Below are 13,922 nucleotides of genomic sequence, written 5' to 3' on the forward strand. Positions count from 1 at the left end.
GGACGGCGACCCGCCGCGCCGCGGCTACCCGGTGAAGCACAGCAGCCCCCTGAACGGCGACAACACGGCGAACGGCGACAACCCGGTGGGACGCGGCAACCCGGTGGGACGCGGCAACACCGTGAACGGCGGCAGCCCGGTGAACGGCAGGCCGTCCGATGCGGCCGCGTCGAGTGGTGGCTCCGTGCCGCCGCCCGGCTCCGCCGAGGGCACCCAGCCGAACGTGCCGGACGACAGGCGGCCCCCCGCCCGTCCCGGCCCCGACGGTCGCCGGCTGGAACCCAACATCCCACGGGCTGGCCTGCCGCGCGCTGGCAGGCCAGCGGCAGGCAGCGCGTCCGCTCCAGCCGCTCCGGCCGGCCCCGTCGGTTCCCTGCCGGCCCATCGGACGCCGGTGGCGCACGCCGCCGGCCTGGTCACCCGGCCGCAGGCGGTGCGGCAGAGCGTCGGCGCGCACGCCCGGCCGGTCGGCTTCTCACCCATCGGCGACGTGCCTCCCGCCGGCCTGGTGGAGGTTGTCGTTCGCGGCAGCTACGCCATCCGCAGCGCCAACCGGGCCGAGGAGCAGCGCCGCAGGCGGGCGGACGCCGTCGCCACCCACGTGGACAGGCAGATCGCCGAGTTCCTCGCCATCTGCGCAGCCCAGAGCCTCTCACCTAACGTGAGCGTTCGTCTGCTCCCGCAACGTCTGCCCCCACCGGTGGCCCGCGGTGGGCGCCGACGGCAGCCCGCGGATCCGGTGCCGCTCCCGATCCCGGCTCCCACCGAGGCCGGCCCGGCCGGGCACGACACAGCCGGGCGGCCCTCGACGGAGATCACCGATGGCGGGAGCGATGGCGGGAAGGCCGGTCGGCGCGGTTCCGGTCCGGCCAGGGACCGTCGGCGCGGCCGGCACGCCGCGTCACCGCTGGTCTGGCCGGTGTTGTACTGGCGTAACGAGGAGTTCCCGTACACGGGCCGCTGCCTGCACCTTTTCGTCGACCGCGACGGGCGGACCTTCGAGGGCCGGGACGACCCGGGAGCCCTCTACGCCCTGGGCCGCGATGTCCGGGTGTGGCCGGTGGACATCCACGCGGTCGTCGGGGCCATGGCCGAGGTGGACGCCCGGCGATGCGCGCAGCAGGTGGTGTACGGCCTGGCACACACGCTGTGGCGTGCTGGTGTCCTCCTGTAGACACCCGTAGACGTACGCGCCCGCGGGCGTAGGGCGGGCGCCGCGGCCGGTCAGGACACACCACCGTCCGTGCGGGCCCCGACAAGCGTCCGGACGTCAGTCACGAACCGTGTTCGATTCCATCCAGATCGCTTCCAGGTATCACACCGTGAGCACGTCCGCGGCCGGGCCGGGCCTGACCGGAAAGTTGATCGCGGTGAGCGCTACCCTGTACCGCGTGCCCTCCCATACCGGTTCCCACGCAGGGCCCGTGACCGCGCGCACAGCCAGCCGGGGCGCGGCCGGCCGCCGACCACCGGTCGGGCAGGTGGCAGTCCGACAGATGGCAACGGCCGCTCTGGCCGCGGCGACCGCTCCAGCGGCAGTTCGTCCAGCGGCAGTTCGTCCCGCGGCAACGGCCGCTCCGACGGTAGCCGCCCGTTCAGCGACAGCCGCCCGTTCAGCGGCAGTGGCTGGTTCAGCGGCAGCCGCTCGTCCAGTGGTGATGGTTCGTTCAGCGACGGTGACCGGCCCGGCGGTGGCAGTGGGTAACGGGTGACACGGTGAAGGTACTCGTCGTCGGCTCCGGTGGCCGGGAGCATGCCCTGTGCCGGGCGCTGTCGCGCGACCCGGCCGTGAGCTCGATCGTCTGCGCCCCGGGCAACGCCGGCACCGCGGACCTCGCCGAGCCACGTCCGCTTGACGTCGGCGACCCGGACGCCGTCGCGGCCCTCGCGCAGACAGTCCAGGCCGATCTGACCATCATCGGGCCGGAGGTTCCCCTGGTCGCCGGTGCAGCCGACGAGCTGCGGGCCCGCGGGCTGACCTGCTTCGGGCCGTCCGCCGCGGCTGCGCGCCTGGAGGGCAGCAAGGCGTTCGCCAAGGACGTGATGCGCGCCGCGGGCGTCCCGACCGCGGCCGCCCGCGACCACACCGAGATCGAGCCGGCCCTGGCCGACCTCGACGAGTTCGGCCCGCCCTACGTCGTCAAGTACGACGGGCTGGCCGCCGGCAAGGGCGTCACCGTGACGACCGACCGGGCGGAGGCGGTGGCGGCCGTGCGGTCCTGCCTGCGCCGGGAGGACGACCGAGTCGTGATCGAGGAGTACCTGGACGGCCCCGAGGTCTCGCTGTTCGCGATCGTCACGGAGGCCGGCACGGTCGTGCCGCTGCTGCCCGCGCAGGACCACAAACGGGTCGGGGACGGCGACACCGGGCCGAACACCGGCGGGATGGGTGCCTACGCGCCGCTGCCGTGGGTGCCACCCGGGCTCGTCCCCGAGGTCGTCGACACAGTGGTCAGACCCGTGGTGGACGAGATGGCCCGCCGCGGCACGCCGTTCTCCGGCCTGCTCTACGCCGGTCTCGCGCTGACCTCCCGCGGGGTGCGGGTCGTGGAGTTCAACGTCCGGTTCGGCGACCCCGAGGTGCAGGCGATCCTGGCGCTGCTGGCCACGCCGCTGACGGACGTGCTGTCGGGCCGCCGGGCGCCGGCGTGGCGCTCCGGCGCGGCGGTCACGGTGGTCGTTGCCGCTTCCGGCTACCCGCAGTCACCAAAAGTCGGTGATCCGATCAGTGGTCTCGCCGCCGCGCAGGCCCTCACCGGCGTGGACGTCCTGCATGCGGGCACCCGCCGGGACGCCGACGGCAGGATCGTGTCGTCCGGTGGACGTGTACTGTGCGTAACGGCAATCGGGTCACATCTTGAGGCCGCGAGAGGTTCGGCCTACGAGGCGATCAGCCGTCTGTCGCTGGCCGGAGCACACTACCGGACCGACATCGGCGACCTGACCCGCATCGGCGTCCCGACCTGGCAGGCCGCACCCGGCGGCGGGGCCAGCGGGTCGGCGGAGCGAGGTTCCTGACCAGACAGATCAGCACAGTCGGGCCGTGGGATCCGGAAGACGCGGCGGATGCGGGAGATCCGGATCCGCGCGAATTCCGGATCCCGGCCATGGGGGCCAAGGAGAACCATGGGAGCCACGGGGGCGCAACCGCTGACGCCCGCGTCGCCGGCATCCGCCCCGTCCGGTGTGTCCGCCCGTCCGGGGACGGCCGTAGGACCCCGGGTGGGTGATGCCCCTCCGGGCTCCAGCGGCCGGTCCGCCAGTCGTCCACCTACGATCAGCCAGTCGTTCAGAAGGTGAGTGAGCAGGCAGGTATGAGCGAGATTTCTCGGAACGACCCGAACGCACGGTCACCAAAGGTGGCCATCGTCTACGGCTCCCCCTCGGACGCCCAGACGATGAGCAAGGCCGGCGCGACTCTGGAGCGCTTCGGCGTCCCCTACGAGCAGGTGTCGGTGTCGGCCCACCGCGCCCCCCGCACCCTCGCGGAATACGTGGGCGAGCTGGCCGCCCGCGGCATCGCGGTCGTCATCGCCGGCGCCGGGCTCGCCGCCGCCCTGCCCGGATCCGTTGCCGCGCTCACCACACTGCCCGTGATCGGCGTCCCGATCACGGGTGGGGCGCTGGACGGCATGGACTCCCTGCTCGCCATCGTGCAGATGCCGCCGGGGGTGCCGGTCGCCACGGTGGGGCTGAACAACTCCACGAACGCCGCCGTGCTGGCCACCCAGATCCTCGCCCTGAGCGACCCCGGGCTGCGGGCTCTGCTCACGGCGTTCAAGGACGACTTCGAGAAGGCCGCCGCCGCGGGCCTCGAGGAGGCGCTGGCCCCCGACCGCTGACCGACCGGCCACCTCCCGGCGAGTCCCCGGCACCTCGGCGTAACCCGCCTGCCCGGCGTACCCCTGCCAGATGGCCTGCGCCGGGCAGGCGGCCGTGTTCGCCCGCCACATCAGATGATCATTTCGGACGGGCTCCGGTCAGACGGTTCCCGCCGGGCGGGCGCGTCTCACCCGCCCGGCGCGTCCCTGCCGGCGGGCGTCCCACCGGCAGCCGTCACAGGATCGGCTCGGGGGTGTAGGCGGCGGCGTCCGGGTAGCGGCTGACGATGCCGTCCACCTGGGCGCAGAAGGCCACGACCTGCGCCCGGGCCGCTCCGGTGAACGTCAGCGGCTCGGCCAGTACCGACGACAGCTCGGCCGTGTCCAGGCCCAGCCGGTCGTCGCTGGCCAGCCGGGCCAGCAGGTCGTTGTGCTCCGCCCCCTTCTCCCGCAGGGCGAGGGCGACCGCGACCGCGTGCTCCCGGATGACCTCGTGGGCTCTCTCCCGCCCGACGCCCCGGCGCACGGCGGCCATCAGGATCTTCGTCGTGGCCAGGAACGGCAGGTTGCGGTCCAGCTCCCGGGCGATCACAGCCGGGTAGGCCCCGAAGTCGTCCAGGACGGTCAGGAACGTCTCGTACAGTCCGTCGGCGGCGAAGAACGCGCCGGGCAGCGCCACCCTGCGCACGACCGAGCAGGACACATCCCCCTCATTCCACTGGTTCCCGGCGAGCTCGCCGGTCATGGCGGCGAAGCCGCGCAGCACCACCGACAGGCCGCCGACCCGCTCACAGGACCGGGTGTTCATCTTGTGCGGCATCGCGCTCGAGCCGACCTGGCCGGCGGCGAAACCCTCGGTGGCCAGCTCGTGGCCGGCCATCAGCCGGATGGTCGTGGCGAGGCTCGCCGGCCCGGCCACAGCCTGGACCAGCGCGGTGACGATCTCGAAGTCGAGCGACCGCGGGTAGACCTGGCCCACGCTGGTCAGCACCCGGCTGAAGCCGAGGAAGCCGGCGATCCGCCGCTCCAGCTCGGCGAACCTGGCTTCGTCCCCGCCGAGCAGGTCGAGCATGTCCTGACCGGTCCCGACCGGGCCCTTGATCCCGCGCAGCGGGTAGCGCTCCAGGGTGTCCTCGACCCGCTCGAAGGCGGCCAGCAGCTCCTGCCCGGCGGAGGCAAACCGCTTACCGAGCGTGGTTGCCTGAGCGGGGACGTTGTGGCTGCGCCCGGTGATCACCAGCGAGTCGTGCTCGGCGGCCAGCCGGGCCAGCCGGGCCAGCGCCGCGACCATGCGCCCCCGGATCAGCGCGAGTGAGCTGCGCACCTGCAGCTGTTCGACGTTCTCGGTGAGATCGCGTGACGTCATGCCCTTGTGCACGTGCTCGTGGCCGGCGAGGGCGTTGAACTCCTCGATGCGGGCCTTGACGTCGTGGCGCCGCAGCCGCTCCCGCCGGGCTATCGAGGCCAGGTCCACCTCGGTGAGGACCCGCTCGTAGTCCTCGATCACGCCGGCGGGCAGCTCCAGGCCGAGATCCCGCTGGGCGCGCAGCACCGCCAGCCACAGCCTGCGCTCCGCGACCACCTTGCTCTCCGGCGACCACAGCCGCCGGATCTCCGCCGAGGCGTAACGGGTGGCCAGGACGTCGGGAACCTCGGGGGGCTCGGGGGCGGTGGGAGGTACGGGGGCCGCGTGCTCGGTTGCCATACCGGCCATCGTGCCCGACAACCGCGCCCGAATCCCCGGCCCGGAAACCCTACCCTGCCGTGACGTCGCGTCACCGGCCCGAACATCCCGTCGGGACGGGAGCATCCGGCCACCGGCCACTATGCCGCGTCACCGACTGGGACGTCCTGATTGCCTGCGAAGAGGCCCGGCGCATCGCATACGGTCGAGGCATGCCACTGACGCACGAGGAGTTCGCCGGGCTGACCCACCTGGGGTCGGGCAAGGTACGCGAGATGTTCGCGGTCGGTGACGACGCGGTGCTCCTGGTCGCCAGCGACCGGATCTCCGCCTTCGACGTGGTCCTGCCCACCGAGATACCGGACAAGGGCGCCGTCCTCACCGGCCTGTCGCTGTGGTGGTTCGACCAGCTCGCGGATCTCGTACCGTCCCATGTGATCAGCACCGACGTGGCCGAGTACCCCGACGAGCTCGCCCCCTACACCGAGCAGCTGCGCGGCCGGTCGATGCTGTGCCGGCGGCTGGCCATGGTGCCGATCGAGTGCGTCGCCCGCGGCTACCTCACCGGCAGCGGGCTGAAGGACTACCAGCGCACCGGCGAGGTCAGCGGCCACGCGCTGCCCGCCGGCCTCGTCGACGGCAGCCGGCTGCCCGCGACGATCTACACCCCGTCGACGAAGGCGCCGATCGGCGAGCACGACGAGAACATCAGCCGGGCGCAGGCCGCCTCCCAGGTGGGCTCCGAGGTTGCCGCCGAGCTGGAGAAACTCACCCTGGCGATCTTTGAGCGGGCGGTCGCCGTGGCCGCCGAACGCGGCATCATCGTCGCCGACACCAAGTTCGAGTTCGGCCACGACGCCGACGGCGTCCTGCGGCTGGGCGACGAGGTGCTGACCCCGGACTCGTCCCGGTTCTGGCCCGCCGACCAGTGGCGGCCCGGCGGCTCCCAGCCGTCCTATGACAAGCAGTTCATCCGCGACTACCTGGCGTCCACCGGCTGGGATCGGACCGCTCCCGGCCCACAGCTTCCGCCGGAGGTGGTCGAGGCCACCCGGGCCCGCTACGTCGAGGCGTACGAACGCCTCACCGGCACCTCCTTCGCCGGCTACGTCGCCGCCGCGCAGGCCCGGTAGGCGTCGTCTCGGGCAGGCGTTTCAGAACGTCCGTCCCGGGCCCGGCGTCTCGGGCCCGGGAGGCGTACTCTCAGCCCTCCGGGTCGCGCCGCCGTCAGTCGGAACCTTCCGCCGGTGGCCGACGGACGCGACCGCCAGCCGCTGACACATGTGCGGTACGTGACAGGCGTGCACGCGCGATCGCGTTCGGGTTAGGCTGGCGCGCGACGTCCGGTACCCCTACGAGGACTGGAACGACATTGATGGCCACATCCGCAACCGCGGCTTCGCCACGCCCCCGATCGCCCGACGACGGGGAGCCGGAGCTGGCCCAGAGCCGCGCAGAACTCGATTCGCTGCTCGATGCGTCACCCTTAGCAGCGAATGCTACACGAGCTGTCGTCATGACGATGGGCGCGTTGCATGCCGGGCATGCCGAGCTGATCCGCACCGCCCGGGCCCGCGCGGACCAGCTGATCGTAACGATCTTCGTGAACCCGTTGCAGTTCGGCCCCCGGGAGGACCTCTCCCGCTACCCCCGGACGCTCGACGCCGACCTGCGGCTGTGCGGCCGCGAAGGCGTGGACATCGTCTTCGCCCCGCCGATCGTGCACGAAACCCCGCCGCTCGTCCGGGTCAGCGCCGGCCCGCTCGGCGAGATACTGGAAGGTGCCAGCCGCCCCGGGCACTTCGACGGCGTCCTCACGATCGTCGCGACCCTGCTTCACCTGACCCGGCCGCACCTGGCCTTCTTCGGCAAGAAGGACGCCCAGCAGATCGTCCTCGTCCGGCGGATGGTGCACGACCTGGCCTTCCCAACCGAGATCGTCGCGGTGTCGACGGTACGGGCCCCGGACGGGCTGGCGCTGTCCAGCCGCAACGCCTACCTGACCACCCACCAGCGCGGCAGCGCGCTCGCGCTGCCGCGGGCGCTCGCCGTCGGGGTGAGCGTCGCCGACGAAGGCGCGGACGTGGTGCTGGCCGCCGCCAGCGAGGTGCTCGCCGCCGAGCCGGGCGTCAGGGTGGACTACCTGAGGCTGGCAAGTCCCGACGATCTGGCACCGGTACGTATCGGCCAGGCGCTACTGCTGGTCGCGGCCCGGGTGGGCACCACCCGGCTGATCGACAACATCGAGCTCACGCTGCCCGGGGAGGACGGCTGACCGTGTTCCGGACCATGCTCAAATCGAAGATCCACCGCGCCACGGTCACCCAGGCCGATCTGCACTACGTCGGCTCCGTCACGATCGACGCCGACCTGATGGCGGACGCGGACCTGCTCCCCGGCGAGCAGGTCACGATCGTCGACATCGACAACGGTGCCCGGCTGGAGACCTACGCGATCGCGGGTCCGCCCGGCAGCGGGATCATCGGGATCAACGGCGCGGCAGCCCGGCTCGTCCACCCCGGAGATCTTGTGATCATCCTGGCGTACGCGGTCATGGCCGACGCCGAGGCCCGCCGGTTCACCCCGCGGGTGCTGTTCGTGGACGCCGCCAACCGGATCGTCGCCCGCGGCCAGGATCCGGCGGCGGCGATCCCGGACGACCCGTCCAGCCTGCGCGGGGACATCGTCCAGCCGCTGTCGGTCCCGCCGCTGTCCGCCGACGGGGCAAGAGCCGAGCGGAGGGCGCCCCGGCACGAGCCGGACGGCGGGCGGACNTCGGCACGCGGATCCGTTCATGATCTTCCTGCCCTGCCGGCTCGGGGCATCCCGACCAGGCTGGGCACTCGACGCCGACATCGTGGTGATCGGGTCGGGGATCGCGGGGCTCAGCGCCGTCCTGCACGCCCGCGCGGCCGTGCCCGCCGGCCGGGTCCTGCTGGTCACGAAGGCACGCCTGGACGAGGGGTCGACCCGTTGGGCGCAGGGCGGCATCGCCGCGGCGCTCGCCCCGGAGGACTCCCCCGAGGATCACCTGGCCGACACCCTGACAGCCGGGGTCGGGCTGTGCGACGTCGACGCCGTGCGGATCCTGGTCACCGAGGGGCCGGCGCGGGTGCGGGAGCTGGCCGAGCTGGGCGCCGCGTTCGACCGGGACGGCTCCACCGGCGGGTTCGCGCTGACCCGCGAGGGCGGCCACCTGCGCAACCGGATCGTGCACGCGGGCGGCGACGCCACCGGCCTGGAGGTCGAACGGGCTCTCATCGCGGCGGTGCGCACGGACCCGGGCGTCGAGGTGATCGAGCACGCGCTCGTCCTCGACCTGCTGCTGGACGCCGACGGCAACACCGCCGGGGTCACCCTGCACGTCCTGGGCGAGGGCAGCAAGGACGGGGTGGGCGCGGTCGCCGCCCGCGCGGTGATCCTCGCCACCGGCGGGATGGGGCAGGTCTTCGCCGCCACCACGAACCCGCCGGTGTCCACCGGGGACGGTGTGGCGCTGGCGCTGCGCGCCGGCGCGGTCGTCACCGACCTGGAGTTCGTCCAGTTCCATCCGACCGCGCTGTGGCTGGTCCCGCCNNNNCTGGTCCCGCCGTCAACGGAAGCGGCCACGCGACCGGGGGCGGGGGCGGGCCCGGCGGCCGGCGCGGCCAGACCGGCCGGCGGCGGTGGCGGCGGGCCGTCCGGTGCGCCGCCCGGCTCCGGCCAGCAGCCGCTGGTCAGTGAGGCCATGCGCGGTGAGGGCGCCCTTCTGGTGGACGCCGCCGGGCACCGGGTGATGGACGGCGTCCACCCGCTCGCCGATCTGGCCCCGCGGGACGTCGTCGCCAAGCAGATGTCCCGGGTGATGGCCGCCCAGGGCGTCGACCACCTCTACCTCGACGCCCGCGGCCTGGGCAGTTCCACCCTGCTGCGGCGCTTCCCGACGATCACGGCCCGCTGCCGGGCCGCCGGTGTGGACCCGGTCCGCGAGCCGATCCCGGTCGCCCCGGCGGCGCACTACGCCAGCGGCGGTGTGCGCACCGACGTCTGGGGGCGTACCAGCGTCCCCGGGCTGTACGCGTGCGGCGAGGTCGCGTGCACGGGCGTGCACGGAGCGAACCGGCTGGCGTCCAACAGCCTGCTGGAGGGGCTGGTCTTCGCCGCCCGCATCGGCACCGATCTCGCCCGGGGGCTGCCCAGCCCGACGAAGCCGGTGAACCCGGTGGTGGGACACGGCTCGGCCGGGCTTGCCGACCCGGCGGCCCGCGCCGACCTGGCCCGTGCCATGGCCGATGGCGCCGGGGTGCTGCGCAGCGAGCAGAGCCTGCGGGCGACCGCGAAGACGCTGGCCGCCCTCGGGGACCCACGGGTCGGTGGTACGGTCACCGCCGGCCCGGATGCCTGGGAGATGACCAACCTGCGGACCGTCGCCACCGCGCTGGTCGCGGCTGCCACAATGCGTCAGGAAACCCGTGGCTCGCACTGGCGGGAAGATTTCGGTACCACTGACGACGCACGCTGGCGTGGCCACATCCTCACCCAGTTGGACGCGGAAGGTGAGCTCTCAGTGACATACGAGCCGTTGGACGTCGCGGAGGCTCCGCCTCTTCCGGGCCACCCGGCAACCGCCGGGCACGCCTCGGGCCGGTCCTGATGCCAGCCTGATGCCACTGCCGTCCCCGCCGCCGCTGTCGCAGCCGCCGTCGCCGTCGCCGTCGCAGCCGCCGTTGTCACCGCCGTCACCGTCGTTGTCACCGCTGTCGCAGGAGACCCGCGGCGCACTGGTGTCAGCCGGGCTCGATCCGGACGCGCTCGTCACGCTCATCCGCGGCGCCGTCGCCGAGGATCTGCCCGCGCTCCCAGCGGATCCGGTGGCACTCCTGGACGCCACGGCGGATGCCGCGGTCCGTACAGTGAGTAGTTATGATCCGGACTCGGTCGACACGACGTCGGTCGCGACCGTGCCGCCCGACCTGGCTGGCCGGGGAGCGGTCGTCGCGCGGGCCCGGGGAGTCGTCGCCGGCCTGCCGGTGGCCGCAGCCGTCTTCGAGGTGGTCCTCGCCGACCGGTACCCGGCACGGCACGAGCCCACAGGCGTCCGCCCGACGCGGGATCCGTCGGACGTCCACCGTGGGGATGCGGCCACTGACGAGCACGCGGACGCGGAGAGCGGCTGGACCGGCGGTCTGGACATCGAGATCGTCGCTTCGGACGGTGACCAGGTGAGCCCCGGGGACGCCGTCCTGACCGTCGCGGGCCCGGTCCGCGCCCTGCTCACCGCCGAACGCACGGCGCTGAACCTGCTGTGCCACCTCTCCGGGGTGGCCACGGCGACCCGGCGGTGGGTCGACGCGGTGGACGGTACGGGGGCGGCGATCCGGGACACCCGCAAGACCCTGCCCGGGCTGCGCGCGCTGGAGAAGTACGCGGTGCGCTGTGGAGGTGGGCGCAACCACCGGATGTCGCTGGCGGACGCGGCGCTGGTGAAGGACAACCACGTGGTCGCCGCGGGCGGGGTGACGGCGGCGTTCGCCGCGGTGCGGGCGAGGTTCCCCGGCCTGCCGGTCGAGGTCGAGTGCGACACGGTGACCCAGGTCACCGAGGCCGTGACAGCCGGCGCGGACCTGATCCTCTGCGACAACATGAGCCTGGACGAGCTGCGCGAATCGGTCGCGATCGCCCGTCCGAACGGCGTCGAGCTGGAGGCCAGCGGCGGGCTGACCCTCGACGTGGCCCGCCGCGTGGCCGAGACCGGCGTCGACTATCTGGCGATCGGAGCGCTGACCCACTCGGCGTCCGCGCTGGACCTGGGCCTCGACCTCGCCCTCTCCCCGCACTTTGATGCGGGCCTGGGCACGGGCACGGGCACGGCCGCCGCCGCGGACGTCGCGCCCGCGGCGGGCACCGGATCGGGGGCGTCCTGATGCTGCTCACGATCGACATCGGCAACACCAACACCGTCCTCGGTGTCTTCGACGGCGAGGACCTGGTGGATTCCTGGCGGGTACGCACCAACCCGCACTCGACCGCGGACGAGCTGTCGCTGCTGTTCCGCGGCCTGCTCCTGGACTACGACGTCGACGGCATCTCGGTGTGCTCGACCGTGCCGGCGGCCCTGCGGGAGATCCGGCGCATGGTGGTGCGCGCGTTCCGCAAGGTGCCCGCCGTCGTGGTGGAGCCGGGCACCAGAACAGGGGTGCCGATCCTCATCGACAACCCCAAGGAGGCCGGCGCGGACCGGATCGTGAACGCGCTGGCCGCCCACCACCTCTACGGCGGCCCAGCGATCATCGTCGACTTCGGGACGTCCACGAACCTGGACGTGGTCTCCAGCCGCGGCGAGTTCCTCGGCGGCGCGTTCGCCCCGGGTATCGAGATAGCCCTGGACGCGCTTGCGTCGCGGGCGGCGCAACTGCGCAACGTCGAGCTCATACCACCACGATCGGTGATCGGAAAGAACACGGTCGAGTGCCTCCAGTCCGGCATGATCTACGGCGTGGTGGGCCAGGTGGACGGCCTGGTACGCCGCATCAGCAACGAGTTGGACGCCGACCCCGTGGTCATCGCCACCGGCGGGCTCGCCTCCCTCGTCATCCGCGAGAGCGAAACCCTCCAGCACCACGAACCCCACCTGACCCTCATCGGCCTACGCCTCATCTTCGAAAAGAACACATAAGAGATGACCGAGGACTTGCGAGAGCTGTCTGAGGACTCCCGCAAGATGTCATTCACACTCGAGACCGTGGATTCGAGCCCCGCTGACGCCAGGCTGCTGGAGACCAGCGGGGTCCTGTTTCGTGAGAACGACCAGTACTGGATTCCGGAGATCTACCGTCACGGCCTCGGGTTCGGCCTGAGCGGGACCGGTCGGCCGCGCGTGCTCGCGATCGCGAAGTCGATCCGTGGGCGGGGTGGCCCCGGCTGATGTCGACCCGGCCGGGGCCACCCGCCAGCGCACGGGGCGCTGCCTGTGACCGGAACTGTTCAGCAGCCCGGGACAGTGGTTGTGGGGGTTGCCGGGCAACCGGGTCTGATCACCTTGCGGACCGCGATCTCGCCGTGGTCGCCGAAGGATTTCACGACTATCGAGTTCCGCAGACCCTCGGCGACCATGGGGAGGTCGTTCAGGATGACGGGGGTCAGGTCGCCGAGAATGAAGTAGTCGACGTCCTGCCAGCCGTTCTTCAGTTTTTCGCGGACGGCCGGGTCGAGGTCCAGCTTGTAGAACCAGACCGGCTCGGGCTTCTTGCCGGCCAGCTCCAGGTCCGTCCATATGTTGTCGTCGGTGACGACGATGTTGCCGTCCGGGATGTTCTCGATGTACCAGCGTGCCGCGTCCCGGCTCGGCGCGCTGTCGTCGGCGGTCAGTGCTGTGTGCAGCTTCGGTGCCCAGTGCTCCGGGAGCGTCAGCAGCCCCGCCGTCACGATGCTGGCCACCGCCACCAGGCGTATCCAGGTACCGAGCACGGCAGGCTCGGCCGCGACCGGGAGCGGGGCCGCGAACGAAGCCGACGTCGGGGCTGATGCCAGAGTCAGGGCCGATATCGGGGGCCGGAGGGACAGCGAGCGCGTTTCCGCGGCAGGCGCCGGATCACGCGGCGGGTCGTGGAGCGCGCTGCCAGCCATGTCCCCGGAGCGGCCACGCGCGGCGTCGGCGGTCGGTGGCCGGTAGTACGGCAGCAGCGCGTCGAGCATGCCCGCCACACACAGCGCCGCGAACGGCAGCATCGCCGTCACGTACGCGTATGGCATGTATCCGTTCCGGAACATGAAGGCGAGCTGGATCAGCAGCAGTATCGCGACCACCCGCAGACGCCTGACGAAAAGCGCCGGGAACGCGGCGACAACGCCCGCGCACAGCAGATAGGGGTCGATGTCCAGCCACAGGTTCGCCATGCTGCGGGTGCTGCTGTCCGCGTTCAACAGGCTTCCGCTCGCCGGCCGGTCGAACAGCTGCCACTTGGTCGCGCCGATCAGCGAGACGTGACCGGCGCCCTCGAACAGCTCGTTCTTGATGACGGCGTAGAGGACGTAGAGGCCACAGATCACAGTGAGGAAACCGAGGAAGTTCTGGCGTACGAACCGCCAGTTCCGCCGGTCACGGTTCTGCCGGAGCAGCAGGTAGACGGCCGGCAGGAGAATGAGGGTCGTCTCCTTCGACCAGAAGGCGAAGGCCATGAAGACACCGGCCCAGATCGCCGCGCCGGCGCTGCGCCGGGGGGATGCCGCGCAGACCAGCGCCGCCAGCACCCACATCACGGCGATGTTGTCGAGGAAGGCCATCCGCTGGTACCAGACCGCGAGCGGTGCCAGGGAGAACAACAGGACCGCGGCGGCCGAGAACACCCGTCGCAGTGCCAGCCGGCGGGCCAGCAGATAAAGCAGCGCACAGCTCACCAGATGGACGACGAACATGCACTCGCGGGCGGCGGCCACCG

The 13,922-nt window shown here is 72.3% G+C and carries 11 protein-coding genes and 1 pseudogene; 10 read left to right on the forward strand and 2 right to left on the reverse strand.

The window, feature by feature from the left end; translation table 11 throughout:
• Positions 1–31 precede the first annotated feature (31 nt).
• The 3 genes from FrCorBMG51_RS24770 (at position 32) to purE (ending at position 3,842) form a co-directional block, all read left to right on the forward strand.
• Positions 32–1,174 carry a hypothetical protein gene (locus FrCorBMG51_RS24770; protein ID WP_052914385.1) on the forward strand — a complete coding sequence of 381 codons (1,143 nt, stop codon included), beginning with the start codon at positions 32–34 and terminating at the stop codon, positions 1,172–1,174.
• A gap of 542 nt (positions 1,175–1,716) precedes the next feature.
• Positions 1,717–3,018: a phosphoribosylamine--glycine ligase gene (gene purD, locus FrCorBMG51_RS06190; protein WP_047222115.1), complete on the forward strand. Its 1,302-nt coding sequence runs from the start codon at positions 1,717–1,719 to the stop codon at positions 3,016–3,018.
• Positions 3,019–3,314: 296 nt separating this feature from the next.
• Positions 3,315–3,842 (forward strand): 5-(carboxyamino)imidazole ribonucleotide mutase, encoded by a 528-nt coding sequence (gene purE, locus FrCorBMG51_RS06195; RefSeq protein ID WP_047222116.1) that lies wholly within the window; start codon positions 3,315–3,317, stop codon positions 3,840–3,842.
• 214 nt (positions 3,843–4,056) lie between these two features.
• Here the strand turns inward: purE and purB are convergent, their stop codons facing one another.
• Positions 4,057–5,526 (reverse strand): adenylosuccinate lyase, encoded by a 1,470-nt coding sequence (gene purB, locus FrCorBMG51_RS06200; RefSeq protein ID WP_047222117.1) that lies wholly within the window; start codon positions 5,524–5,526, stop codon positions 4,057–4,059.
• A gap of 191 nt (positions 5,527–5,717) precedes the next feature.
• Here purB and FrCorBMG51_RS06205 point away from each other — a divergent pair, with 191 nt between their 5' ends.
• From FrCorBMG51_RS06205 to FrCorBMG51_RS06235, 7 genes and pseudogenes are all read left to right on the forward strand, one after another.
• Complete coding sequence (locus FrCorBMG51_RS06205) at positions 5,718–6,638, forward strand: phosphoribosylaminoimidazolesuccinocarboxamide synthase (RefSeq protein ID WP_047222118.1); 921 nt, start codon at positions 5,718–5,720, stop codon at positions 6,636–6,638.
• Between the two features lie 242 nt (positions 6,639–6,880).
• On the forward strand, positions 6,881–7,780 hold the full coding sequence (gene panC, locus FrCorBMG51_RS06210) for a pantoate--beta-alanine ligase (RefSeq protein WP_047222119.1): 900 nt from the start codon (positions 6,881–6,883) through the stop codon (positions 7,778–7,780).
• A gap of 2 nt (positions 7,781–7,782) precedes the next feature.
• Positions 7,783–8,211, forward strand: a pseudogene (gene panD, locus FrCorBMG51_RS26350) (aspartate 1-decarboxylase); the annotation flags it as partial.
• Between the two features lie 88 nt (positions 8,212–8,299).
• Positions 8,300–10,138, forward strand: a complete 1,839-nt coding sequence (locus tag FrCorBMG51_RS06220; RefSeq protein WP_047222121.1) for an L-aspartate oxidase — start codon at positions 8,300–8,302, stop codon at positions 10,136–10,138.
• Between the two features lie 10 nt (positions 10,139–10,148).
• Complete coding sequence (gene nadC, locus FrCorBMG51_RS06225) at positions 10,149–11,408, forward strand: carboxylating nicotinate-nucleotide diphosphorylase (protein ID WP_235433357.1); 1,260 nt, start codon at positions 10,149–10,151, stop codon at positions 11,406–11,408.
• The gene (locus FrCorBMG51_RS06230) at positions 11,408–12,160 is read left to right on the forward strand and encodes a type III pantothenate kinase (protein ID WP_047222122.1); all 753 of its coding nucleotides are present in this window, start codon (positions 11,408–11,410) and stop codon (positions 12,158–12,160) included. Before nadC ends, FrCorBMG51_RS06230 begins: the two co-directional genes overlap by 1 nt.
• Before the next feature lie 45 nt (positions 12,161–12,205).
• Positions 12,206–12,409, forward strand: a complete 204-nt coding sequence (locus tag FrCorBMG51_RS06235) for a hypothetical protein (protein ID WP_139342150.1) — start codon at positions 12,206–12,208, stop codon at positions 12,407–12,409.
• Positions 12,410–12,468: 59 nt separating this feature from the next.
• On the opposite strand, the gene FrCorBMG51_RS06240 is transcribed toward FrCorBMG51_RS06235, so the two are convergent.
• A complete protein-coding gene (locus FrCorBMG51_RS06240) occupies positions 12,469–13,899 on the reverse strand; it encodes a glycosyltransferase family 39 protein (RefSeq protein WP_235433358.1) in 1,431 nt (476 codons plus the stop codon).
• Between the last annotated feature and the right edge of the window lie 23 nt (positions 13,900–13,922).

The organism is Protofrankia coriariae (genome assembly GCF_001017755.1).
GTDB lineage: Bacteria > Actinomycetota > Actinomycetes > Frankiales > Frankiaceae > Protofrankia > Protofrankia coriariae.

Coding starts and splice junctions, on each gene's coding strand:
- purE (WP_047222116.1), top strand. CDS start 3,315: ATGAGCGAGATTTCTCGGAACGACCCGAACGCACGGTCACCAAAGGTG.
- nadC (WP_235433357.1), top strand. CDS start 10,149: ATGCCACTGCCGTCCCCGCCGCCGCTGTCGCAGCCGCCGTCGCCGTCG.
- FrCorBMG51_RS06230 (WP_047222122.1), top strand. CDS start 11,408: ATGCTGCTCACGATCGACATCGGCAACACCAACACCGTCCTCGGTGTC.
- purB (WP_047222117.1), bottom strand. CDS start 5,526: ATGGCAACCGAGCACGCGGCCCCCGTACCTCCCACCGCCCCCGAGCCC.
- FrCorBMG51_RS06235 (WP_139342150.1), top strand. CDS start 12,206: ATGTCATTCACACTCGAGACCGTGGATTCGAGCCCCGCTGACGCCAGG.
- FrCorBMG51_RS06205 (WP_047222118.1), top strand. CDS start 5,718: ATGCCACTGACGCACGAGGAGTTCGCCGGGCTGACCCACCTGGGGTCG.
- panC (WP_047222119.1), top strand. CDS start 6,881: ATGGCCACATCCGCAACCGCGGCTTCGCCACGCCCCCGATCGCCCGAC.
- FrCorBMG51_RS06240 (WP_235433358.1), bottom strand. CDS start 13,899: ATGTTCGTCGTCCATCTGGTGAGCTGTGCGCTGCTTTATCTGCTGGCC.